The organism is Candidatus Paceibacterota bacterium (assembly GCA_035438625.1).
In the GTDB taxonomy this organism is placed as follows: Bacteria; Patescibacteriota; Minisyncoccia; order Phycocordibacterales; family DAORIS01; genus DAORIS01.
In genome coordinates this window covers 13,100-35,365 of the sequence record DAORIS010000006.1, presented here as the reverse complement: position 1 = coordinate 35,365, position 22,266 = coordinate 13,100, and the positions used below count along the sequence as shown (strand labels likewise).

General features: G+C 41.8%; 26 protein-coding genes and 3 tRNA genes. 11 read left to right on the top strand and 18 right to left on the bottom strand.

Annotated elements, in window-relative coordinates; all coding sequences use genetic code 11:
- Positions 1–11 precede the first annotated feature (11 nt).
- The 10 genes from PLF31_02930 to PLF31_02885 form a co-directional block, all read right to left on the bottom strand.
- Entirely contained in the window at positions 12–365 is a 354-nt protein-coding gene (locus PLF31_02930) for a methionine--tRNA ligase (GenBank protein ID HRH26397.1), read from the bottom strand.
- A gap of 17 nt (positions 366–382) precedes the next feature.
- Entirely contained in the window at positions 383–817 is a 435-nt protein-coding gene (ruvX, locus tag PLF31_02925) for a Holliday junction resolvase RuvX (protein HRH26396.1), read from the bottom strand.
- A gap of 87 nt (positions 818–904) precedes the next feature.
- On the bottom strand, positions 905–1,333 hold the full coding sequence (locus PLF31_02920; protein ID HRH26395.1) for a hypothetical protein: 429 nt from the start codon (positions 1,331–1,333) through the stop codon (positions 905–907).
- A gap of 118 nt (positions 1,334–1,451) precedes the next feature.
- Positions 1,452–1,889: a hypothetical protein gene (locus PLF31_02915; GenBank protein HRH26394.1), complete on the bottom strand. Its 438-nt coding sequence runs from the start codon at positions 1,887–1,889 to the stop codon at positions 1,452–1,454.
- 207 nt (positions 1,890–2,096) lie between these two features.
- Positions 2,097–2,627: a hypothetical protein gene (locus PLF31_02910; protein HRH26393.1), complete on the bottom strand. Its 531-nt coding sequence runs from the start codon at positions 2,625–2,627 to the stop codon at positions 2,097–2,099.
- A gap of 544 nt (positions 2,628–3,171) precedes the next feature.
- Positions 3,172–3,498 (bottom strand): ASCH domain-containing protein, encoded by a 327-nt coding sequence (locus tag PLF31_02905; protein HRH26392.1) that lies wholly within the window; start codon positions 3,496–3,498, stop codon positions 3,172–3,174.
- A 94-nt stretch (positions 3,499–3,592) separates the two neighbouring features.
- Entirely contained in the window at positions 3,593–5,215 is a 1,623-nt protein-coding gene (locus PLF31_02900) for a hypothetical protein (protein HRH26391.1), read from the bottom strand.
- 119 nt (positions 5,216–5,334) lie between these two features.
- The gene (locus PLF31_02895) at positions 5,335–5,724 is read right to left on the bottom strand and encodes a hypothetical protein (GenBank protein HRH26390.1); all 390 of its coding nucleotides are present in this window, start codon (positions 5,722–5,724) and stop codon (positions 5,335–5,337) included.
- A gap of 117 nt (positions 5,725–5,841) precedes the next feature.
- Positions 5,842–6,489 (bottom strand): prolyl oligopeptidase family serine peptidase, encoded by a 648-nt coding sequence (locus tag PLF31_02890; protein HRH26389.1) that lies wholly within the window; start codon positions 6,487–6,489, stop codon positions 5,842–5,844.
- Positions 6,490–6,635: 146 nt separating this feature from the next.
- Positions 6,636–6,722 (bottom strand) — tRNA-Ser (locus tag PLF31_02885).
- An 80-nt stretch (positions 6,723–6,802) separates the two neighbouring features.
- Here PLF31_02885 and PLF31_02880 point away from each other — a divergent pair.
- Both PLF31_02880 and PLF31_02875 read left to right on the top strand, forming a co-directional pair.
- Positions 6,803–7,261 carry a hypothetical protein gene (locus PLF31_02880; protein ID HRH26388.1) on the top strand — a complete coding sequence of 153 codons (459 nt, stop codon included), beginning with the start codon at positions 6,803–6,805 and terminating at the stop codon, positions 7,259–7,261.
- Between the two features lie 49 nt (positions 7,262–7,310).
- Positions 7,311–7,382 (top strand) — tRNA-Arg (locus PLF31_02875).
- 57 nt (positions 7,383–7,439) lie between these two features.
- Here PLF31_02875 and rpsT read toward each other — a convergent pair.
- A complete protein-coding gene (gene rpsT, locus PLF31_02870; protein ID HRH26387.1) occupies positions 7,440–7,703 on the bottom strand; it encodes a 30S ribosomal protein S20 in 264 nt (87 codons plus the stop codon).
- Positions 7,704–7,756: 53 nt separating this feature from the next.
- Between rpsT and ruvA the strand changes: the two genes are divergently transcribed.
- The 3 genes from ruvA to mutM are packed head-to-tail and all read left to right on the top strand — an operon-like array spanning position 7,757 to position 10,615.
- Entirely contained in the window at positions 7,757–8,338 is a 582-nt protein-coding gene (ruvA, locus tag PLF31_02865; protein ID HRH26386.1) for a Holliday junction branch migration protein RuvA, read from the top strand.
- A 23-nt stretch (positions 8,339–8,361) separates the two neighbouring features.
- Positions 8,362–9,693: a UDP-N-acetylmuramyl-tripeptide synthetase gene (murE, locus tag PLF31_02860; GenBank protein ID HRH26385.1), complete on the top strand. Its 1,332-nt coding sequence runs from the start codon at positions 8,362–8,364 to the stop codon at positions 9,691–9,693.
- The gene (gene mutM / locus PLF31_02855) at positions 9,686–10,615 is read left to right on the top strand and encodes a bifunctional DNA-formamidopyrimidine glycosylase/DNA-(apurinic or apyrimidinic site) lyase (protein HRH26384.1); all 930 of its coding nucleotides are present in this window, start codon (positions 9,686–9,688) and stop codon (positions 10,613–10,615) included. Before murE ends, mutM begins: the two co-directional genes overlap by 8 nt.
- Here the strand turns inward: mutM and PLF31_02850 are convergent.
- The gene (locus PLF31_02850; GenBank protein ID HRH26383.1) at positions 10,605–11,105 is read right to left on the bottom strand and encodes a TrmH family RNA methyltransferase; all 501 of its coding nucleotides are present in this window, start codon (positions 11,103–11,105) and stop codon (positions 10,605–10,607) included. The two genes, mutM and PLF31_02850, sit on opposite strands and share 11 nt — an antisense overlap.
- 68 nt (positions 11,106–11,173) lie before the next feature.
- On the opposite strand from PLF31_02850, the gene PLF31_02845 reads away from it, so the two are divergent.
- A tRNA-Lys gene (locus tag PLF31_02845) sits at positions 11,174–11,246 on the top strand.
- 35 nt (positions 11,247–11,281) lie between these two features.
- Here PLF31_02845 and PLF31_02840 read toward each other — a convergent pair.
- The 5 genes from PLF31_02840 to PLF31_02820 all read right to left on the bottom strand — a co-directional run bounded on the left by PLF31_02840 (position 11,282) and on the right by PLF31_02820 (position 16,470).
- Entirely contained in the window at positions 11,282–11,995 is a 714-nt protein-coding gene (locus tag PLF31_02840) for a hypothetical protein (GenBank protein ID HRH26382.1), read from the bottom strand.
- Between the two features lies 1 nt (position 11,996).
- The gene (locus tag PLF31_02835) at positions 11,997–14,414 is read right to left on the bottom strand and encodes a DNA polymerase (protein ID HRH26381.1); all 2,418 of its coding nucleotides are present in this window, start codon (positions 14,412–14,414) and stop codon (positions 11,997–11,999) included.
- A 6-nt stretch (positions 14,415–14,420) separates the two neighbouring features.
- Positions 14,421–14,891, bottom strand: coding sequence for a tRNA (adenosine(37)-N6)-threonylcarbamoyltransferase complex ATPase subunit type 1 TsaE (gene tsaE / locus PLF31_02830; protein HRH26380.1), 471 nt, complete (start codon positions 14,889–14,891; stop codon positions 14,421–14,423).
- Positions 14,892–14,967: 76 nt separating this feature from the next.
- Positions 14,968–15,372 carry a hypothetical protein gene (locus PLF31_02825; GenBank protein HRH26379.1) on the bottom strand — a complete coding sequence of 135 codons (405 nt, stop codon included), beginning with the start codon at positions 15,370–15,372 and terminating at the stop codon, positions 14,968–14,970.
- Between the two features lie 132 nt (positions 15,373–15,504).
- Positions 15,505–16,470, bottom strand: a complete 966-nt coding sequence (locus PLF31_02820) for a D-glycerate dehydrogenase (protein ID HRH26378.1) — start codon at positions 16,468–16,470, stop codon at positions 15,505–15,507.
- A 42-nt stretch (positions 16,471–16,512) separates the two neighbouring features.
- On the opposite strand from PLF31_02820, the gene PLF31_02815 reads away from it, so the two are divergent.
- From PLF31_02815 to PLF31_02795, 5 genes are all read left to right on the top strand, one after another.
- The gene (locus PLF31_02815; GenBank protein ID HRH26377.1) at positions 16,513–18,201 is read left to right on the top strand and encodes a GspE/PulE family protein; all 1,689 of its coding nucleotides are present in this window, start codon (positions 16,513–16,515) and stop codon (positions 18,199–18,201) included.
- A 341-nt stretch (positions 18,202–18,542) separates the two neighbouring features.
- Positions 18,543–19,556: a Holliday junction branch migration DNA helicase RuvB gene (gene ruvB / locus PLF31_02810; GenBank protein HRH26376.1), complete on the top strand. Its 1,014-nt coding sequence runs from the start codon at positions 18,543–18,545 to the stop codon at positions 19,554–19,556.
- A gap of 16 nt (positions 19,557–19,572) precedes the next feature.
- Complete coding sequence (locus PLF31_02805) at positions 19,573–20,097, top strand: YebC/PmpR family DNA-binding transcriptional regulator (GenBank protein ID HRH26375.1); 525 nt, start codon at positions 19,573–19,575, stop codon at positions 20,095–20,097.
- A complete protein-coding gene (ruvC, locus tag PLF31_02800; protein HRH26374.1) occupies positions 20,087–20,626 on the top strand; it encodes a crossover junction endodeoxyribonuclease RuvC in 540 nt (179 codons plus the stop codon). Before PLF31_02805 ends, ruvC begins: the two co-directional genes overlap by 11 nt.
- A 47-nt stretch (positions 20,627–20,673) precedes the next feature.
- A complete protein-coding gene (locus PLF31_02795) occupies positions 20,674–20,982 on the top strand; it encodes a hypothetical protein (GenBank protein ID HRH26373.1) in 309 nt (102 codons plus the stop codon).
- Positions 20,983–21,017: 35 nt separating this feature from the next.
- Here the strand turns inward: PLF31_02795 and tyrS are convergent, their stop codons facing one another.
- Positions 21,018–22,220, bottom strand: a complete 1,203-nt coding sequence (gene tyrS / locus PLF31_02790) for a tyrosine--tRNA ligase (protein HRH26372.1) — start codon at positions 22,218–22,220, stop codon at positions 21,018–21,020.
- Positions 22,221–22,266: the final 46 nt, after the last annotated feature.

The following is a 22,266-nucleotide window of genomic DNA, read 5'->3' as shown; positions in this document are numbered from 1 at the left end:
GGGGAAATTTTTTATCCAACTCGTGTGCCTTCTGGAATATCAGTGAGCGGTCCGATGATTGAAAAAAGTGATTGTGCTTCAATTGTCTCTGTCGCGGGAGTTTCAAGTGATGCTGCGAGAATCATTGCTTGGCTTTCAAGTCCACGGAGTGTCCTTGGCTCAAGGTTAGTGACAAACACCGCCTTGGTTCCAGGAAGAGACTCTAAAGAAACCTTTAGTGCAATTCCTGAAACTACTTGTCGCTCTCCAAGAGCGCCAAAGTTAACCACGAGACGAAGTAGCTTGTCTGTATCAGGTACTGGCTCGGCAGAGATAATCTTTCCTACCGTCATTTCAACCTTCTTAAAGTCATCAATATTGATCATGTTTGTATACTAGTACATTATCTTCCCTTCTGCATATCGAGGTATGACTGAAGAACAATTGCAGCAGCATGCGCGTCATCATCTATAGACCTTTCAGTATTTCGTGTTCGGGTCTGTGGTCGTGCTTTTTTCTGACCAGGATCCTGATTTGCCTGCATTGATGAAAATCGCTCATCAATAAAAACTACTTTGATAGACGTCTGTGAACTTACAGCATCGGCAAACAACTTCGCTTCCTCAACAATAGTATTGTCCCCTCCAGAGAGATTTGTGGACTTACCCATCACAAGTACCCCTACCTCTAGATCTTTAACGAGCCGTGCAATATGCGCCTCTCCCCCAATACGAGGAATCACTCCATACGGGAATGCAAACGTTCCACCGTCATCAGAAAGCGCAAGGCCAATCTTCCTTGTTCCATAGTCAATGCCAAGCGTCTTGGGTGATGTCATAGCTTCATTTAATTAGAGATCATGGAAATATGCAAGAAAATAAAAGACCCTACGAAATACTTTTGGTATTTTGTAGGGTCTGTTTCCTTAGTCAAAGATGATGCGAAGGACCAGGAACGCACCAAATGTACTTATCACAACAAGTGTTCCTGCTACAAACGCCTGCCAGGAGCCTTGTCCATACACAACCATCATGCAGCATAAACTAACCGCCGCACCAATTGCACACAAGGCATGCATGAAGAAGCCAATCCATGGATTAGCAAAGTTTGATTTCCATGAAAACACAAGGTGAATTGGAGAAATCAAGTTTGCAACCATGAGAATCCATCCGAGCATTGAAAATCGTTCGACACCGACCGAAAGAGCAATACAGATTGTTATTGCGAGTCCGATACCATTGACCAAGATGACTATCGCGAGTAGCGCCATTAAAATGGCCAGAATTTGAATCAGCCGATTCGCAGACACTTTCTTATCGAACGCCTGTGACGACATTTTTCCACCAAGAGTCATCTAAACCTCCCTGAAGTATGAGTTAAAAGTTCTGTACTTTCTACAGCCTATGCTTCCTTAGAAAATATGCAAGAAAAAAGCCTTGTACATAACCTAATGAGGTATGTACAAGGCTTGATCAATCTGGCGCGAAATATTCACACCCAACAATGAGCGAGGTAAGACCAGTAAAAATACATGCTAGTCCCCACATTGCAATATCGGGTCCTGGAATGAGGTATGCACACCCGCAAGGAATTGCAGTGACCACAGCACATACAGATAACGTCCACAGTGCTGTCTTTCTACAACATTCAGGAAAAACATACTTGATTTCAAACAGGTGGATGAAAAACAAAGCTGTACCAATTGTGCTTGCTACTACAACAATCCAGCCAATATGGTGCAGTGTGATCAGATCCACCAAGACACTAAGACAAGCAGCAATGGTCAGTCCACCAACACAAGCAATCACAAACGCAATTGCTCCCACAATCAGAATTGCTCGTGATTCGTTTTCACAAAGTACCACCCTCTCAGTACGAGGAGTAACTTCAGTAGGTTCCGTCTCTAACATGATGCCTCCAGTAGAAGTTAATGATCTAACCTATTTGGTAGCCTATGCCTAAACAAAGAAAAAGCAAATTTGAATGCAATACCTTTGTTTCTTGGTACTCCGCTGAAAGTGTTCTTACTGCGCATGATCGACTCTCAATCAACGTATTTTTATGAAAAGAAAAAGGCCTGGAACTATGTTCCAGGCCCAAGTGACTGTAGAGAAACCTCACTCTGTAACCTCGTGTCCAGAAGTGTGGCTTGGCCGAAAGATCTCGTATCGCTCTTTCACGTTGTTCTCGAAATTGGCGACTAACGCATCAACAATCCCCTTACTTGTTTTTGCGTTTGAGAAATCAGGCTTAGCATTGACGCTGACCGTACTAATACGGACCACAGCGTCAATCACAGCCCGCGAATCAATAGACAACAGTGTTTCCTCTACTGATCCGTCACCAATCAGTGTGTGGCGAGTAAACTCAAACTCACCGTGTAGGTGATAAAACACCACGTGTCGAACTTTTTCCCCCGCGCTTTCGCTTCCCACTTTCACTTCCACTCCTGAGTCTATACTCGTGAGTTCAAGTGTGTGCCAAGGACGAAAAGCAATGCACTCATACTCCCTTTCAATGGTGTCAGGGAGAAATGCATATCCCATGATTGATGGGTCCCATCTTTCTAAATCAAATGATTCCCAAAGAATAACGGTAGGGATCCACTTGTGCCGAGATACGACTTGCCAAAACTTTGCAGGATTCATATAGAACTCCGGTTTGTGCCCATATAGAGCATGTAAGGGACCGGCTGACACAGTGCCAACCATCTGTGTATATTATATCATAATATACACAATATGTCAAGTATGTCCCTGCGGTCAACAGTATATAAGAAAGCCGCCTTCAGGAGGCGGCGTGAATAGGCAATTTAAAACTCAAAACACTTTCCCCAGCCGAAGATCCTTTATCCGTTTAGGAGTCTTGATTACTCGCTTTTTATAGATTCCCCCGTACGGAATTTGCGACCATGGTCCGGGCTTACTTACCGACATTGAGTGCCTGATGAGTATCGCTGCTCTGGCGCGAGGTATTTGATATGTAACTTTGAAAGTTGCTGTCTTTCGTTTACTCATTACGAACCTCAAAAGAGTTTGGGACAGAACACTTGTTAGCATGATAAGTACATATAGGAGAAATACAAGAAACCGCAAACGTAATATAAAAAGAGCTATGATCTTTCGATAAATAAAATACCACTATTTAGTATAATTGTCAAATATACAAAGAGCGCTGGGCTGTTAGATATTTTTATATATTGTATCGTTCCACTCTTATTCCTAAGACTCCCCATCGGGATTCTTCCTCAGTGGAATAGTATTGATAAATTCCATTCAAATCTTCTTTAGTCTCTGAACCAAACACTTCAAATGGGAATGCATTAAATAAGTCTTTAAAAGTTTTATATTTTAATAGTTCTAATACTTTAGTTTTAACTGTTTGGGTAGGATCGGACAATAATGAGAATTCAATATCATCTCCCACTTTTAGGAGTTGTCGTTTTTCGTCATTCAATCGTATCTCAATAGACTTAGAACCATTCTTAATTTTTATAAATGGTTCAGATTGCAACTTCATGTGGTGAGTCATAAGTAAATCCTAACAAAAAAATTGGCTGATTTTAGGAGATAACTCTGTTTACGACAAATTATTGAGGTTATTAGAAATTGTTCTAATATCCAACAGCTGCAAGTCCATTATCAAGCTTACTAAAAAAATCGTCTGGAAGCTTATTGACTACAATTAAACGCTTCCCCATTGGATCCACGATTCTACGATTTAACTCATCCTCAGTAAGATACTTGATGCTTCCTAAGGGATCTACTATTTCCAATCGATCATTTTTGATACCTCTTGCAATTACTACATGAGAAACTGTTTCTGAAACATTTAAATAAACCAAACAAGGATTACCTCGCTCAATTTCTGATCGAACCTTCTTAAAATTCCAATCTTCAATTTTAAATTGCAATCCTTTATCTAGAGCTTTTTCAAACAGTGCTACGTATGTCTTTGCAGCGACCACTAACCCCTCCCCCATTTTACTAAATTCAGGATTATTACGATCAAGTAATTCTGGTTTATCTTGAACAAAAGTAATATTAAAACCTTTTTCTAACATCACATCCGCAAGTCCACCTGGAAAGTTATAAGGTTTACCTACTTTTTCCCAAATATGTAGTTCTGATTCTTCGTCTAATGGATAGCCTCGTCTATTTAAAATGGACATGACACAAGCAGTACCACAAGTATCATAATTTTGTAAATACGGTCGTAATTTAATAGTAAAGTGCTTTTTTTCTTTTGCTATTACGTTATCAATAGCAATTGAAAAATCATTTAAGGTGAGTGAGAAAACTGAGACATCGGCATCAATTTCTCCAACATCGACAAGTCTTCGTAGGATTTCCTCCCTTAGGAACAGGTCTGGTAATCCTTTAAGAGAGTACGTATATTCGTACTCAGTAACATTGTCAAATTTTAGCAAACCCTCAAAATCTTGAATATCTTTTCTCTCCATCATAAAGTATGTCTTTTTTACAAACCTCTCTTCATGAGAAACTTCCAAAGCTTTTATCTCTTTTCTTAAATCCACTACTGTTTGATCGGGTTTTTTAATTTGATTTAAGCGCAACTCAAATAAACCAACATCTCCTGAATGATACCGATTTATAAGGTCATTTTTAAAATCTGGGTCTGGATCACCTTCTAGAAGTGACGCAAGGTATTTTTTATGTTCAAGATCTCGTGCTTCGTAAAAAGTGACGAATGAGGGACTTAGCAACTCATTTTTAAAATCAGTGTCTAAATCTTTATACTTATCAGCCAACAGTTCTGATTCAGAGTCTAACTTCTTTTTTATACCGCCGGAATACATTGTTTTAGAATGATCGGTCTCCATGCCAGCAACAAGCAGGCGTTTAGCCATATACCACTCTTTCGGTGACCAATCTCCAAAAATATTCTTTAATTCATACGAAAGAAAGCAGTCTATCTGGCGATTTACTTCTAGGTGACGATCCCACGCTTCATGAAGATGAACTAGATACTCCCCCACACCCTCATGCTGCCGAGAGGATATCTCATCTTTATGCTTCTGAAAATACCCCCGAATAAACGGCTGTATTTCTACTGGGAGACGCTGTTGATATTCTGATTTTTCCTTTGGAGATTTATAAGGACTCCAATATGCAGGGTACTCTGTTTTAAAGTCTCCAGGCGTCTCAGCAAAATCACGAAAGAGTTCGGGGTGATCTTCTGGTGTTTCTACTTTTGTATTTTCAAAATTTTCCATTTATATTGTAGGAGAATATATTGCATTAAAGCATCAAATCAAGTACGTTGTCCAAAATAAAAAGGTGGTACCAACTGTGCGTGTTGGTACCACCTTGAACATTAAATTGCCCCGAGTGATCAGGCGGCAACCTGTTCGACCGGCTCCTCTTCGCGTTCACCGCGATAGTGCCACGGATAAACGCGTTCTTGGCCGGCACCGCAAATCATCGAAGCATGATGGAGAAACCTGCCCAAGTATTCTTGGCACACCTGGGCGTACTGCTCGGTCTGGATCATGTGAATATGCCAGACACGGTCGACACGTACCGGAGGCAAGATATCCTTGCCCGGCTCCATCTTGTGTTGACGTAGGAACCCGAGGTACTCCTCGATGTCCGAGTCGACCTGGACATCTGTCAGTGGTACAGGATCGTTAACCTCGCTTTCAAGCTTGAGGACACGCTTCAAAACATGCGTGTCAAAAACAGGAAGTGCAACCGCTTGAGAAACTACCGCTGAATGATTCATGTGAATCTCCGTAAAGGACTATACCTGGCTCTTTGCCTGGTTATCCGATAAATTATACTACCTCAATAACATACTGTCAATAAGACTATGCCGGTTGGAGCACTCAAGAAACTTGCCCTATTCTTTATTAAAAAAATTGATAGATGTAGTAACGACTACAAGTTCGTGGTTTTTATCACTGTAAGAATGATCAGCTCCATTTATAGCTACCAAATGTACATTTGGTAGATAGGTTGCCATTTTCTCTGAGTTAGAAAATGGAACCTTATCATCCCCTGTTCCATGAATAATCAGGGTGTTTGTTTGCTTACGTTCTAAATATTTTTTGTCTACGGTTATACTAAGCACTGAGGATAGAGCACTGAGTGGTTTTGTCATCCATTCATTAATATTATTGCCAAAATCTACGACAGTTATTGCTGGAGACCATAAGGCAATTTTCGCAACGTCTAATGAAGGTGAAGTGAGCAAGACAGTAGCACCAAAGCTTTTTCCAATTATACATATCGAAATATAACCCTTACTACGCAGAAGCGAAATAATTTCATCAAGACCAGTATGCAGATCGTTGAGTGTTTTACCTGCAACATCCTTTGCATCTTTCCAAAGATTAACCCTTGCAATTGCGATGTGAGACCTTAAGCACACATCCACAAGCAGTTGAAAACGCCCTGTCAATGCTCCCCCAGTTATTCCGGGCAGGAAAACTACCACTTTATCAGTGACGCCTTCTGGAACTTCAAGTAAAAATTTAGGCTCATCCATAATATTATTGTAGCGCGAGTTTGTTACCTATGAAATACTTTGGGGTTTGGCGTAGTCATGATACGTCTAAGACTTTCTCATTGGTGTTTCCCTTCCGAAAAAACAAAAAAGGACACCAAGTAGTTGGTGTCCTTTTTTGTTTTTTGCGGAGGAGGTGAGATTCGAACTCACGGGAGCCTTGCGACCCCTCCTGTTTTCAAGACAGGTGCGATAGACCACTCTGCCACTCCTCCAGGTACGACCATAATAGACAAAAGAAGCAGTTAACACAAGTAAATTTGTAATTTCACTTGCATGCTATTATTTTCTACATATGGAACCACTGCTATTTTGGCAGACACATGAATACGAACCTCGCAATCATTCAGCTGACTGGTATTGGATTGTAACGATCATTTCTATTGCTCTTGTAGTCATTTGTGTCCTCCTCGGAAACTGGTCTTTGGGAATTGTATTGGGTCTTGGCGCTGCTATGCTCGCCTTCTTGACCACACAACACCCTGAACTAGTTGATGTAGGTATTTACGAGAAAGGTATCCAGGTTCGTAACCTATTTTATCCGTACGAAACACTTGATTCATTTGCAGTAGTTGAAAAAGAATATATTCCAAAGCTAATTATCAAATCAAAGAAGTTTTTTCTACCATATACAATTGTAAAAATCACTGGATACCCACCAGAAACTGTTGAAGAAGTAATTTCACGATATATTCCTGAAGATTCTCACGCAGAGCCCCTCCTCTACAAACTCCTCGACTATATCGGTTTTTAACACTCGTTCGCTTCAAATTTGTAAGGAATCATGGTAACCTCGCACCATACTCCTCGTCGTTCAATGGATAGGACAAGAGATTGCGGATCTCTAAATCTAGGTTCGATTCCTAGCGAGGGGATGTAAAAACAAAAAAGCCCCAAACAGGGGCTTTTTTGTCGAATGTAAAAAATATCACTTACGCTGTCTTTTTGACGAACGCAGCGAGACGAGCCTTTCTTCGGGATGCTGCATTTTTCTTAATGAGCTTTCCTTTTGCGGCTTTGTCGAGGGCAGCATATGCTGCGGCGAGTGCTTTCGTTGCCTCGCTTCCCTTCTTGTCAGCCACTAAACGCTTCACTGTCTTGATCGCATTGTCGATATTGTTTTTGCGGCGCAAGTTGAAGACACGCTTCTTCTTTGATGCGCGAAGGGCCTTCTTTGCTGAAGATGTAATTGGCATCCCAGGATCTTACGATAAAAAGATCAGAAAGGCAATAGTGGTATCATGTTTCTATGATTGCATTCGTCGAAGGGCTCTGTGTCCGCACTACAGAAACATACGTTGTGATAGCAACGGGCAATATTGGGTATAAGGTATACAGCAACCAAGAAACACTTAAACGTCTTCGTAATTGGGGTGATACAAAGCGTGTTTTATTGTGGACACACCATGCGATTCGCGAGGATTCTCAAGACCTTTATGGGTTTATCGAAGAAAGTGACCTGGATATGTTCACCCTCCTTCTCAATGTCAGTGGTGTTGGACCAAAAACAGCACTAAATATTTTAAACATTGCGAGCGCAGAGACTATCCGACAAGGAATTTCTACAGGTGATGCAATTCATCTCAGTCGAACAACTGGTATCGGTAGAAAAACAGCTGAGAAAATAATCTTCGCCCTTGCTGGAAAGATTTCAGTTGTAACTGGGGTAAACGCTGAAGAACAGGTTTCATTTGAAGAAGCAGTTGAAGCACTCACTGCGATTGGGTACCAAGAGCGACAAATTCGAGAAGCGCTTAAGAAAATTGACACTACTGGCAAATCTTCTGCAGAACTGGTAAAAGAGAGCCTCAAGCGCCTAGCCGACAAGTAGACCAGACGCTAGAATACATATATATGGAGGCAATTCTTCGAAAAATTAAAGGGGTTATTCCTAAGCAGACCTTCAAAAAACTACAGCCGTGGTATCACTATTTTATGGCTCTAACTGGCGCCATCTATTATGGCTTCCCTTCTCGTAGAATCGGGGTTATTTTGATCACTGGAACAAAAGGTAAATCAAGTACGGTAGAAATCATGAGTTCTATTTTGGAAGCCGCTGGAAAAAAGACAGCACTTACAAATACAATTCGATTCAAGATTGGTGACAGTTCCGAGAGAAACATGTTTAAGATGACCACTCCTGGTCGTTTTTTCATGCAGCGATTCTTGAGTAGAGCTGTTGTTTCTGGATGTAAGTGGGCTGTCATTGAAATGAGTTCTGAAGCAGCAGTTCAATTCAGACACAAGTTCCTTAACCCAAACGCTGTTATTTTCCTTAACCTCGCACCTGAACACATTGAGTCTCATGGAGGATACGAAAACTATGTGAATGCAAAACTCTCAATTGCAAAAGAACTCCAGCGAACATCCAAAAAGAAGCGTGCGATTGTTGTAAACGCTGATGATGTTGAGCATGAGAAATTCCTCAAGATGTCTACCGCTGATAGAAAGTTGTTCTCAATGAAAGATGCTGAGCCATGGAGAATACACGAACACGGAATTCTATTCTCTTGGAAAAACGCCCGCGTAACAAGCCAACTACTTGGTGCATTCAATATTATGAACTGTCTTGCTGCGGCAGCGTGTGCAGAATCCCTTGGAATACCCGACGCTGCGATACGAGAAGGAATTGAACGGATGGGGCGTGTTGCCGGACGAGCTGAGAAAATTGAGTTCGGACAAGGTTTTGATGCGGTAATTGACTACGCACATACACCTGACTCACTAACAAAGCTCTACGAAGCATTTTCTCAATCAAAGCGCATTGGTGTTCTTGGAAATACTGGAGGAGGACGTGATACCTGGAAGCGACCTGAGATGGCTCGCATTGCCGCCCTCCACTGTCACCATATTTTCCTCACAAATGAAGATCCGTACGATGAAGATCCGATGCAAATTATTACCGACATGGCTTCTGCAATCCCTCGTGCGCCACTGACAATTGAAATTGACCGTCGCACCGCAATTAAACAAGCACTCTCAATGGCACGCGAAATAGTCGTTGCAAATCCAGGAGAAAAAGTATCTGTACTTATTTCAGGAAAAGGAACTGACCCATATATCATGGGCAAAAATGGCTCAAAGCAAGTATGGAGCGACAGAACGGTAACAGAAGAAGAACTGCGTCACCTACTTGCAGTTGAAGCTGCTGAGGCAGCTGTTACAGAAGAAAGGATCAATGCCTGAACTCCCAGAAGTTGAAACAACCGTCCTTGGACTTAGAAAAGAAATAGTTGGATATACCATCAACGATGTGTGGACCGACTATGCCAGTTCGTACAAGGCACACAAGCAATCAATTAAAGATGCGTCGTATTTTGAGTACTTCAAAAGAAACACAGTTGGAGCAGTGATCAAGAGCACAAGTCGTCGAGGAAAAAATGTCCTCGTACATTTAGATAACAGAAAGACCATCCTCACTCACATGAAGATGACCGGACACTATCTAGTTGGCACATATACATTCCACCAAGGAGAAAAAGATCCATGGAGAGGAGCTGAGAATACTCCCCTATCTACTGACTCATTCAATAGACGAATTCATTTAGTGTTTACGCTTACAAAAAACAAAACAGAAAAACATCTAGCGCTTTCTGATATGCGCAAGTTCGCTAAAGTATTACTCGTTGATACAGAAAAACTTTCTGAGGTTTCTGATATTAAGGCCATTGGCCCAGATGCACTCTCATCTGAATTTACATACAAAGAATTTAAAGAGGCGCTGCACAAGCGATCCAAAGGAAAAATTAAACAGGTACTCCTAGATCAATCTCTCATTGCGGGTATTGGGAATATCTACTCTGGTGAAATGTTGTGGTTAGCACGTATTCATCCCGAATCTATTGTTTCGAAAATACCTGAAGCACAGCTTAAACACCTATACACTGACATGCAGAAAGTGCTGATCAACGGAATTAATTTTGGAGGAGACTCAATGTCTGACTACCGAAACGTGTACGGACTAGCTGGAGATTTCCAAAATCGACACAATACCTATAGAAAAACTGGAAAACCCTGTGCACAAAAAGGATGCACTGGAACGATTAAGAGAATCGTTGTTGCTACGAGAAGCGCTCACTTTTGTGACACTCACCAGGTTAAATATTAAAAATTCGAAACGCAGCAACACCGAATGCAACAGAAACATTGAGTGACTCCTTATTCCCTTTCATGGGAATTTCCGCTGTGACATCACAAAGGTTTAATACGGATTTAGATAACCCAGTCACCTCGTTTCCAACCACGATCGCTATTTTTATACGAGGAAAAGTAACTGTTTTGTAATCTACTGAATTTTCTGACTGCTCTACTGCAACCAACACATACCCTTCCTTTTTTAATCGCTTAAGGAGTGCTGGAACACTCTTTTTATGTTCCCAGGAAATAGTTTCTTGAGCCCCAAGAGCAGCTTTGGCAATTTTTGATGTTGGTCGATTGAACTTATCAAGTGGTGCGGGCGTATACCCCGCAAGATACAGCTTGGTGATACCTACCGCATCAGAAGTGCGGAACATTGAACCAACATTTTCCTCACTTCTGATATCACATAGCACTGCAACAGCATTGTATTCACCATATGTTTCTTCCTTTTTCTGCATGCTCGCATGCTATCAAAATGAGGCTATATGTCGACAAATGGACATTTTTTATATATTCTGTTACTCACGCTCCTATAGCTCAGTCGGTAGAGCACCTGCCTTTTAAGCAGAGGGTCGCAGGTTCGATTCCTGCTGGGAGCACAAAATCCCGTACAATTCATCCAAAGAATCTACACTTAGAGGCATAATATAAACCGTTCAATACCTGCTTCCATATCCTCTTCCCCACTTCGTGCACGAACATGCATTGAAATAAGTCTTTGTAGTCGTTCGTTAATTTCTTCCTTAGAAAATTTCTTGGCATTGGCCTGAGCTTTTCCATACACAAATGAATGTAGCCCCGAAGCAACTGCAGTTTCTTCGCTTGCTAGTTTCATATTTTTAAAAAGCCAAAAAATTGTTCCGTGAATTTCGTCAGCGGAAGCTCCTCCATCAATCATTGCCCTATATTTAAGCCAAGCAGTTTTCTTGTCTCTCTTTCCAATGTAATCTGCGAGTTCAAAGTTGCTTTTGTCTTCTCTCTGTAGAACTGTTTCAAATGTCTGTACCGACTTTGCAGCACCAGTAATACTTTTTAACGCATTCTCCTCAGGGTTTCCGATATATACACATACATGAGAGCTTTCTTGTGCAATTGTAGCCACACGTTCCATATCAATTCCCTTCACCTCATCTACCCCATCAAGAATGAGTACAATTGGATCACCAAAAAGCCCACCCGCTCCACTCGCAATCGATTCAAAATCTTCCACTGACCAATTTTGTGGAGTGTATCGAGTGCGAGATATCGTACCTAGAGGAATCCCCAACCGTTTTTCTTCAGAAGTAATATATGCCCGTGCTGCGGAAGATGCTTTAACGGTGTCAGTTCCAATAAATGCGTACAACATACTATGCAACATGTTTCATATCACCCCAGTGTGGACCGATTGCAACATCAACAAGAATAGGTACACCTCGAGTATCTTTTGCAGGCATTGATGCTTCCATTGCTCGCTTCACTTCTTTTGCGAACTCTACCGCCTTTGATTCTTTAACTTCAAAGATAAGTGAGTCATGGATCTGCATAACTAACTTAATATCTCCTTCGTTCTCTTTCACTACTCCGTTAAAAATATCAATCATGGCTAGCTTAATGATGTCTGCCTCGGTTCCTTGGATTGGTGCGTTAATTGCCATACGCTCTGCGCCTGCTCGGATAAATGGAAGTGGTGATTTTAATCCTGCAAAATACCTGCGCCGTCCGAAAAACGTTTCTGTAAATCCATGCGTCGCTGCAAATTCTTTTGTTTCTTCGAGATATGTTGCGAGTCGATTAAATGTTTCAAAATATTTCGTATAAAATTCCTGTGCTTCTGCACGTGATGTGCCAAGGTTTGCTTTAAGAGCATTTACTCCCATTCCGTACAAAATACCGAAGTTAATCACCTTTGCTTTTCGACGCATATCCTTTGTCACTTCTTCAGTTGGCACCTTGAATACCTGTGCGGCAACCTCAGTGTGAACATCTCGTCCACCCTTAAAAATATCAATGAGTAGCGGATCGTTTGAAAGAAACGCTGCAACCCGAAGCTCGATTTGAGAGTAATCACATTCAAGAAGTACATACCCTTCGTCAGCCACAAACCCATCACGAATAGCTCTACCCCGCTCACTTTTAATTGGAATATTCTGCATGTTTGGGTTTGCAGATGAGAGTCTTCCTGTTGTTGTTCCTGCTTGAAGGAATGTTGCATGGAGCCTGCTGTCACTTGGATTTACCAGTGAAGGAATGACGTCGATGTATGTTGAGAGGAGTTTTTGTAACACTCGGTATTCTAAAATACAGGAAACGATTGGGTGTGCATCCTTAATCTTTTCAAGCTCTGATTCTTTTGTTGATTGTGCACCAGTAGATGTCTTTTTCACTTTCACTCCGAGGCCTAAGTCAGTGTATAGAACCTCCCCAAGTTGTCGTGGTGAATTAACGTTAAATTCTTTCCCTGCATGTTTCCAAATCTGGCTTTCAAGGGAACGTAATTCTTTTTCATACGTTTCAGATAACTTCTTGAAATTATCCGTATCGATTTTTACACCCGACACTTCCATATGCTTAATGACAGGCATGAGTGGTAACTCAATATCATTCCAAATCTTTAACAGTGTTGGTTCTGCTTTCAACTTTTCTAGGAGTGTATCGTGTGCCTCTTTAAGTGATTTTGCCTTTGTGTACGTGAAAATTTCATCGAGCGATGGGGTTGTATGCGCTGAATCCACTATCCACAACATTACAGCGGACTTGTTAAATAACTCCTTGTCTTCATCAGTTAATGTTGCCTCATCAGGCACAATTGACTCTTCTTCTACGTCCGCAGGATCATCATATTCAACAGACGGAGCTCCACCATTAAACAGAGTCTGTGCTCGAGGAATGAGTGATCGAAATTCAAGGTCAGTAAATAGCTTTTTAATTTCAGCCATCCTCCCCGCTGGGTTCCACACAGAGCCTTCAAGAGAAAACAGAACCGGAGCATCTCTTCTAATTGTTGCGAGCATTTTCGAGAACAGTGCATCCTCCTCATGTTCTTCCAAAATTCCTGCGATACGTTCAGTAACACCTGATTCTGCAGCAAAGTTTTTTCGGTCTTTCTTAAGCGCCTTATACATCTTTTCAATACTGTGGTACTTACAAATCAAAATAGTTGCAGTCTTGTCTCCAATTCCAGGTACTCCAATAATGTTGTCAGACGGATCTCCACGAAGACCTTTATAATCAGGCAAAAATTCCGGATCAAAACCAAAACGCTCAACGACGGCTTTTTCGTTATATAAAATAGTATCTTTTACACCCTTCTTGAGAGTAAATATTGATACATGATCTTTATCAGCCAACTGCAATGTATCCATATCCCCTGACGCAATGACGATTGGAATATCTCGCTTTACCTGAGTCACAATTGTTCCAAGCATGTCATCAGCCTCAAATCCTTCCTTTTCATAGAGCGGAATGTTGAATGCTTTAAACACTTCTCGCGCACGGTTAATCTGCGTGATTAATGCTTCATCACTTTTCACTCTTCCAGCCTTGTACGCAGCGTATGCGTGGTGCCGGTATGTTGGTTTTGGTAAATCAAAACACGCAGCAATGTGTGATGGAGAAAATTTTTCAGTAATCGCAAACAACATTAAACATAGTCCATAGAGTGCTCCCGTTGGTTCACCTTTTGTAGACGCAAAATCTGGAAGTGCATGGTATGCACGATGTAAAATCGCATGTGAGTCGAGGAGAACGAGTACTTTTTTATCTTTAGTGTGTTTTGTTGGTGACATTGAATATTACATTAGTACTACATTCATGGAGCGAGTATCTTCTCCGACTTCAGGAGCGTGAGCCAATTCTATGCGCATATCAACTCGAAAGCTAGGTAACTTTTCTGGCCACTCAATGATGAATAATACCCCTTGTGTATGCAGTAACTCTTGTAGCTTCAAAACCTCCGCCTCAGCTTGGTTTTCAATCCTATACGCGTCTATGTGTATAAGCTGTGTAAAACCCTGTGGATTAGGTGTGGACAACGGATATGTCTTTTGGACCACGAACGTGGGACTTGAGACATTCTCAGTTACCCCTAGTTTTCGTGCAATCGCCTGCGTTAAGGCCGTCTTTCCTGCCCCAAGGTCACCTGAAAGCGTAATAACGAATGCACCTTTTCCTGAGTAGTGGCTTCCAACAACATCTAAAATAGTCTCTGCGACACTATCAATCTTTTCTAGTGAAAATATCTGGTATTCGGCGAGTGTGTCCATATCGCCATAATATACGAATTTTAGGTAAAAAATAAGCCCAGAGTCTTTCGACTTGGGCTTATAGTGAACTTTCACATTACCGACGGTTAGCACGATCGCGGGCGCGTTGTTGCTCCTCGTACTCTTTTACTTTGCGCTTGTAATACGTGCGTTCATGGGGTGGAACACCGCGATACGTACCCCGTACATCTATCTCACCGCCGACAGTTGAATCGTACCTGTATCCACGATCTGTGACCCGGGTACCTTTTTCGGTCAGAACGATTTCTGGTGGATGATCTTCAAACACAGTGGCAGCACCGACCCCTCCGTAACCTTCTATGTATGTGCTGCCATATCCAGGCCACGAACCATCTCCGAGAAATCGTAATGCTGCGTCTTGTTCGGCGCGAGTCTGTGCGAGTTCTTTTTCCGTAAAATCCTTATCTTGCCGAAAAGCATACGATGGATCGTTCGGATCGAGTGATACACACCCGGTCACAGTGACCAGGGTCAGAAGAAACGCGTACATGCGTGTCCACATGGAACACCTCCGTTAATGTGATTTGAAATAACAGCGTACTCTGATATATATTATATCACAAAATACACTATTGTCAATGTAGGGTACTTCTTACCCCACCAAGCCAACAGGCTTCTTTCCTTCGAAGAAATCAATGATGTTTTGAGCTGCAACCTTAGCCATTTCTAGACGAGCACTCTCTCGAGCTGAGGCAATGTGAGGAGTAAGGATGACGTTCTCTAACTTCCGAAGTCCACGAGACACTTTGGGTTCAAATTCATACACATCGATTGCTGCTCCCCTAATCACTCTTTCCTTGAGTGCTTTTTCTAGTGCCTTTTCATCGACTACTGGTCCGCGTGAAGTATTAATTAAAAACGCATTTGGTTTCATGAGAGATAATCTTCGTCCATCAATTAAATGTTCGGTTTCTTTCATGAGTGGTACGTGAATAGAGACATAGTCTCCCACTTTAAGTAGGTCATCTACATTCTCATGTCGCACCGCTCCACACTCTGCTTCTAGTTTTGGATTTGGAATTGGATCGTAATATTCAATCTTCATACCAAGCGCCTTGTATGCGCGCTCAGCTACGCTAAATCCAATACGGCCACTACCAACAAGCGCGAGCACTTTTCCTTTGAGATCAGTTCCGTTGAGGAGGTTTGGATCCCAACCAGCATATTTTCCTTTCTTCATAAATCGGTCTCCTTCAACGATTCGCGTAGCGAGTGCCAGGATAAGTGCAAGCGTAAACTCTGCAACAGGTTCACTGGTAACAGGCGTGTTTGTTACTGCCACTCCCCGCTTCTTTGCTTCTTCTACATCGATGTTATTAAACCCAACCGCATAGTTAGATATGATTTTCGCTTCGGGCGCAGCATCAAAAATGCTCGCATCAATTTTTTCAGTAAGGAGAGAAAGCACTCCGTCATACTTTTTTCCCTTGAGGGCTTTTATAAGATTTCGTGGTGATGGAATTTTTGAAGCGGTGTTTTGTGTTACCTCAAAACCAGCATCACGCAGCATTGAACTTGCAAGAGATGGTATCGGTCGGGTGATGTAGATGTGTTTCATATACGTATTGTAGCAAGCCTCTAGTGTTACACTATAGTGCATATGATCACGTTTAATGACGACAAGCAGGTAAAGCAACTAAAAGAGTTGCGCGACAAAGACTCAGAAAACCTCGCGCAAATGCTTGCTGCTAAATATGGGTTTAAGTATGCAGACCTCACACTTACCCCAATCAACCTTGAAGCGCTTCGTATTGTCCCTGAAAAAATTGCCCAAGAGGCACAAGTTGCACCGTATAACGTTGTAGCTCACCGACTTGATCTTGCAGTTCTCTCCCCTAACCTACCTAAAACAGTCGAGGTTATTGCTGATCTTGAACAAAAGGGATATCAAGTAACAAAAACACTTGTATCAAATAATAGTTTGGAAATTGTCTGGAAGCGATACAAAGAATTATCCTTCTCAGAAGAAACCCAAGCTGGTGCACTTGAAATTGCTGGTGACCAACTCCAACAATTCTTAGAATCAGTACATTCTCTTGAAGACGTTCGAAAGATGATCGAAGAAAAGCTTGGTGGAACTGGAAGTCTTCGAAATAGAAAAACATCAAGCATTCTTGAAATTATTCTCGCCGGAGGACTTGCAACAGGAGCGTCTGATATTCACCTAGAACCTGAAGAAGAATATGCTCGACTTCGCTATAGGATCGACGGTGTGCTTACCGATATCATGAATTTTGATTCACATACGTACACTCTCCTTCTTTCTCGTATCAAACTTCTCTCAGGACTAAAACTAAATATCCACGAGAATGCCCAAGACGGTCGCTTCAGTATAAAAATTAAAGAGAGTGAAATTGAAATTCGTACATCAGCGCTGCCTGGTGCATACAACGAATCACTGGTTATGCGTATCTTGAATCCTGATTCAATTTCAGTACCACTTGAGGCCCTCGGTATCGAGCCACACCTTTTAAGTGTAATTATGCACGAACTCTCACGGCCAAACGGACTTATTCTTACAACAGGTCCAACAGGAAGCGGAAAAACCACAGCGCTCTATGCGTTCATCCGAAAGATCCACTCACAGACTATTAAAATCATCACGATTGAAAACCCAATCGAGTACCACCTTCCTGGTATCGTGCAAACACAAACAGACACTGAAAAAGGATACACCTTCCTCTCCGGACTTCGCTCTGCGCTTCGACAAGACCCTGACGTAATCATGGTGGGAGAAATTCGAGATCAAGAGACAGCTGAAATTGCGGTAAATGCTGCACTCACTGGTCACTTGGTGTTCTCAACACTCCACACCAACAACGCCGCAGGAACATTCCCCCGCTTGATTGACCTTGGAATTGATACAAAGATCCTCTCTTCTGCTATTAGTATTTCAATGGCTCAGCGATTGGCACGAAAATTATGTGAGAACTGTAAAAAAGAACAACCTATTAATAACACCGACAAAGCACTCTTTGAACGCATATTAAAAAACCTTGCTCGCCCAGAAGAAGTACCTCAAAGAGAAAAAATCTGGACAGCAGCAGGTTGTGAGAAGTGTAACCACACGGGATACAAAGGACGAGTTGGATTATATGAAGCTATTCTTATGAACGAGGCGATTGAACAAGTACTTCGTAACAACCCGAGTGAGCGTGAGATTTGGAAAGCAGCACTCCCACAAGGAATTAACACAATACAACAAGATGGAGTGATTAAAGTACTTCGTGGAGTCACTTCCCTTGATGAACTTGAGCGTGTGATCGATCTTGATCAGTCATGGTTGTAAATTTTTATTCTAAAAAAGAGTACGAAACAAAAAAAGCACACTGTTAAGTTGTGCTTTTTTTGAAGTACGTTACTATTTTGTAAGGCGTCCACCGAATAAATCTCCAAACAATACTTTCGATACAGCACCGAAAGCCAAGTGACGTGCTAAGGAGATGCCCAGCCGCCTTTTCCGAAGAAAAGAGCCAGGCAATCCTCGCGTAGACACTTTCAAAACCCTGGGGGCCATTGCTTGGAGATTCAAACGGTCGACTTTTCGCTTTTTTGGCGTCCCTATCAACCAACGTATATGAATCTTAGTAAAACGTACTTGGATTTATATATTAGCATATTTAAATTTTAATGTCAAGCGCCATCCCTCAGGACCCATTAGTAGGCACCGATGCGGAGTTTAAAGAGGAAGAAGCCACTTCCCTTGATTTAACGTTACGACCTCATCGTTTTGAGGAGTATATTGGGCAAAGTTTAATAAAAGACAACCTTAAAGTTCTCATTCAGGCTGCTAAAGAGCGCTCTGAAACTCCTGAACATATTCTTTTTTACGGTCCTCCAGGTCTTGGAAAAACAACGCTCGCACATATTGTCGCAAAAGAGATTGGTGCTCAGATGAAAATTACATCTGGCCCCGCAATTGAGAAGGTTGGAGACCTTGCATCTATTCTTACAAACCTCGGTCCTGGTGATGTTTTATTTATTGATGAGATCCATCGACTCAACAAAACAATTGAAGAAGTACTCTACCCTGCTATGGAATCACGCGTACTCGATATTATTATCGGCAAAGGCCCATCAGCTCGAACAATTCAATTAGACCTCCAGCCGTTTACATTAATCGCAGCAACAACCCGCGTCTCTCTCCTCTCTTCACCACTTAGAAGTCGTTTTTCTGGAGGAGTCTTCAAGATGGAATTTTATACACCAGATGAAATTAAAAAAATCATCAAACGATCAGCGTCACTCTTGAGTGCAGAAATTGATCATGATGCAGTCACAAAAATTGCAGAGAGAAGTAGATTCACACCAAGAACAGCAAACTTCCTGGTTAAACGCGCACGCGACTACGGACAAGTTAAACGGTTAGCACTCTCAGGTGACTTGGTACACGAGGCACTCGCCATGCTCGGTATTGATGAGTTGGGTCTCACAAGCTCAGACCGAGAAATACTCCACACAATCATTCATAAGTTCGGAGGAGGTCCTGTTGGAATTGGAACAATTGCCGCTGCACTATCCGAAGACGAAGGAACTATTGAGGACTATAACGAACCATATCTAATTCAGATTGGAATGCTCGAGCGCACCCCTCGCGGTCGTGTCGCAACAATAAAAGCACACGGTCACATTAAGAAGTCGTAAGTGGTACAATCGCTCCATGTCAGGACATAACAAATGGTCAAAAATTAAAAGACAGAAAGCTGGTACGGACGCTGAAAAGAGTAAGATTTTCGGTAAGCTCGTACGCTTCATTTCTGTTGAAGCAAAAAAAGCTGGAGGTAACCCCAACTCCCCTAGTCTTAAAGCGGCGATAGATAAGGCCCGTGCAGCAAACATGCCAAACGACACTATTGAGCGTGCAATTAAGAAAGCAACGGACTCAGCAAATATGGATTCAATTACATATGAAGCGTACGGACCAGGTGGATCAGCACTCATCATCGAAGCACTTACAGATAACAGAAATAAAGCTGCACAAGAAATTAAACACATCCTTTCAAAAAATGGTTTTGAGTTAGCAAGCCCAGGCTCTGCTAGTTGGGCATTTACAAAACAAAATAATGAGTGGGTTCCACAGACCACTATTCCAATCTCTGAATCTGACTCAGAAATCCTCGAAAAATTGATTGGAGAACTCGAAGATAACGACGAGGTCCAAGACGTATACACCAATGCAGAATAGGCCACTGCGCATTCTAGGAATTGATCCTGGGTATGACAGACTCGGCTATGCTGTCGTTGAGGAAGGAAAAAAACCTACCGTATTGGTCTCAGGGTGTCTTGAAACACCCAAAACAGCTCCACACGCAGAGCGATTACAGACCATTGCCACTTTCCTACCCACCCTCATAAGCGAGTACACACCGGACGGTGTGGCGACTGAGTCATTGTTTTTTTCTAAAAACCAAAAGACTGCGATAAAAGTTGCAGAGGCACGTGGTGTAATTTTAACTTCTATACACGCAGCGGGACTTGAGGTGATAGAACTTAACCCAATGAGTGTAAAAGTTGCACTTACTGGGCATGGTAAAAGTGACAAACAGCAAGTTATTTTAATGGTTCAGAGACTGTGCAACATACCCATACAAAAAAATAATTCGGACGTAAAAAAAATAGTTAGAGACGATGAATATGATGCAATTGCGATCGCTGTAGCGGGCTTACTCAGTTATCCCCACAAACAAAGAGAGCGCAGCCTGTTGCAAAAATAATTCATTTTGATACAACAATACCGTTTACAAGTTAAATCATTTTTTAGATGCCTCGCAGCAGATACGACGACGAAATTGAAGACGAAGAAGAAACCCCTAAAGTTGAGGGGGCTGAAGAAGACACTGAAGAAGTGGTTTTGCCCGACGCCGAACCTGCTGTCGAAGAGTTAAAAGACGATGAGGAACTACTTGTGGCTGTCGAGGACCTTGAGGAAGATCTAGTCAAGAAAAAGAAGGTTGAAGATGGAACTGGATTTTCTGACGATGATGAAGATGAGTTTAAAGATGATGACGATGACGAGGACGACGATGAAAGCTACAATCCATTAGATGGGTATATGAGAGACGACATCTAACTACAAAAAATAACCGGGATATCCCGGTTATTTTTTTACACTACTTTAATTTTTACAAACTTCCGCTTACCCACTTTCAGATACATATCATTCTCTACTGCCAGTTTTGTGTTTGTGATTTTTTCTCCTGTCTCTGCATATGTAACACCTCCACCTTCAACAAGACGACTCCATTCAGATGCTGATGGAATAATTTTTGCATATCTTAGTGCGAGGGCTACAGCTTGTCCTTTTGGTACTTCAATAACCTGCGCCTCTTCTGGAGCTTGCTTGTTAGTGAATACATTCGTGAAATATGATTCTGCCTTTTCTGCAGCAGAGGCTCCGTGATAAATAGTTACAATTTCTTTTGCAAGTATCATCTTCACCTCCTTTGGGTTAACTCCCGATTTAATCTTTTCAACATATCCTGCAATTTCATCAAGTGGTACCGCTGTGCAAAGTCGAAAATATTTTTCAATCAATTCATCACTTACACTCATCACCTTTCCATACATATCCTCAGGCTCGGCATTGATGGTAATAACATTTCCCCAGCTCGATGACATTTTCCTTCCATCAGTTCCCTCGAGCATCTGAAGGGTAATGATATCTTGTTCTGGTTTTCCGTAAAACTTCTGAATAGTGCGGCCAGCTTTTACATTAAATAACTGATCAAAACCTCCGATCTCAATATCAGCATCGATCGCAACAGAGTCATACCCTTGCATAAGTGGGTACATAAATTCTCGAAGAGAAATTTCTTCTCCTTTTTCATACCGGTCACTGAAATTTCTTCGTGCGAGCATTTGCTGCACTGAAAAACTTTCAGCAAGGAGTACTGCTTCCACAAATGTTAGTTTTGAAAGCCATGTTGAGTTGTGATGAAACTCAGCTTTATCTAAATCAATGATCTTCCCTACCTGTTCCTTGTAAGTCTTCATGTTTTTTTCAACATCTTCCTTTAAAAGCATTGGTCGCTTTGAAAGTTTGTCAGATGCGTCACCAATTTGTGCAGTGAAGTCTCCAACAATAAAAACTGCAATATGCCCAAGATCTTGAAATGCGCGTAATTTACGAAGTGGAACCGCGCGGCCGATGTGAATATTTTCAGAAGTTGGATCAATTCCCAACTTTACGCGCAACTGCTTACCCGACATTAGTTTTTTCTCCAACGATTCTCTGACAACAATATCTTCAGTGTCTCTTTCGAGTAGATCCTTGATTTTTGCTGGATCGGTAATTACAGCCGTTTTCATGCGTCTTAATCTATCATAGAGTCGATTTTTTGACCTCATTATGCTA

Coding starts and splice junctions, on each gene's coding strand:
- PLF31_02850 (HRH26383.1), bottom strand. CDS start 11,105: ATGCAGAAAAAGGAAGAAACATATGGTGAATACAATGCTGTTGCAGTG.
- ruvC (HRH26374.1), top strand. CDS start 20,087: ATGCAGAATAGGCCACTGCGCATTCTAGGAATTGATCCTGGGTATGAC.
- ruvX (HRH26396.1), bottom strand. CDS start 817: ATGACATCACCCAAGACGCTTGGCATTGACTATGGAACAAGGAAGATT.
- PLF31_02920 (HRH26395.1), bottom strand. CDS start 1,333: ATGACTCTTGGTGGAAAAATGTCGTCACAGGCGTTCGATAAGAAAGTG.
- PLF31_02795 (HRH26373.1), top strand. CDS start 20,674: ATGCCTCGCAGCAGATACGACGACGAAATTGAAGACGAAGAAGAAACC.
- PLF31_02820 (HRH26378.1), bottom strand. CDS start 16,470: ATGAAACACATCTACATCACCCGACCGATACCATCTCTTGCAAGTTCA.
- PLF31_02880 (HRH26388.1), top strand. CDS start 6,803: ATGGAACCACTGCTATTTTGGCAGACACATGAATACGAACCTCGCAAT.
- PLF31_02890 (HRH26389.1), bottom strand. CDS start 6,489: ATGGATGAGCCTAAATTTTTACTTGAAGTTCCAGAAGGCGTCACTGAT.
- murE (HRH26385.1), top strand. CDS start 8,362: ATGGAGGCAATTCTTCGAAAAATTAAAGGGGTTATTCCTAAGCAGACC.
- PLF31_02805 (HRH26375.1), top strand. CDS start 19,573: ATGTCAGGACATAACAAATGGTCAAAAATTAAAAGACAGAAAGCTGGT.
- PLF31_02815 (HRH26377.1), top strand. CDS start 16,513: ATGATCACGTTTAATGACGACAAGCAGGTAAAGCAACTAAAAGAGTTG.
- ruvB (HRH26376.1), top strand. CDS start 18,543: ATGTCAAGCGCCATCCCTCAGGACCCATTAGTAGGCACCGATGCGGAG.
- PLF31_02840 (HRH26382.1), bottom strand. CDS start 11,995: ATGTTGTACGCATTTATTGGAACTGACACCGTTAAAGCATCTTCCGCA.
- PLF31_02915 (HRH26394.1), bottom strand. CDS start 1,889: ATGTTAGAGACGGAACCTACTGAAGTTACTCCTCGTACTGAGAGGGTG.
- mutM (HRH26384.1), top strand. CDS start 9,686: ATGCCTGAACTCCCAGAAGTTGAAACAACCGTCCTTGGACTTAGAAAA.
- ruvA (HRH26386.1), top strand. CDS start 7,757: ATGATTGCATTCGTCGAAGGGCTCTGTGTCCGCACTACAGAAACATAC.
- PLF31_02895 (HRH26390.1), bottom strand. CDS start 5,724: ATGAATCATTCAGCGGTAGTTTCTCAAGCGGTTGCACTTCCTGTTTTT.
- PLF31_02905 (HRH26392.1), bottom strand. CDS start 3,498: ATGAAGTTGCAATCTGAACCATTTATAAAAATTAAGAATGGTTCTAAG.
- rpsT (HRH26387.1), bottom strand. CDS start 7,703: ATGCCAATTACATCTTCAGCAAAGAAGGCCCTTCGCGCATCAAAGAAG.
- PLF31_02835 (HRH26381.1), bottom strand. CDS start 14,414: ATGTCACCAACAAAACACACTAAAGATAAAAAAGTACTCGTTCTCCTC.
- PLF31_02900 (HRH26391.1), bottom strand. CDS start 5,215: ATGGAAAATTTTGAAAATACAAAAGTAGAAACACCAGAAGATCACCCC.
- tyrS (HRH26372.1), bottom strand. CDS start 22,220: ATGAAAACGGCTGTAATTACCGATCCAGCAAAAATCAAGGATCTACTC.
- PLF31_02910 (HRH26393.1), bottom strand. CDS start 2,627: ATGAATCCTGCAAAGTTTTGGCAAGTCGTATCTCGGCACAAGTGGATC.
- PLF31_02930 (HRH26397.1), bottom strand. CDS start 365: ATGATCAATATTGATGACTTTAAGAAGGTTGAAATGACGGTAGGAAAG.
- tsaE (HRH26380.1), bottom strand. CDS start 14,891: ATGGACACACTCGCCGAATACCAGATATTTTCACTAGAAAAGATTGAT.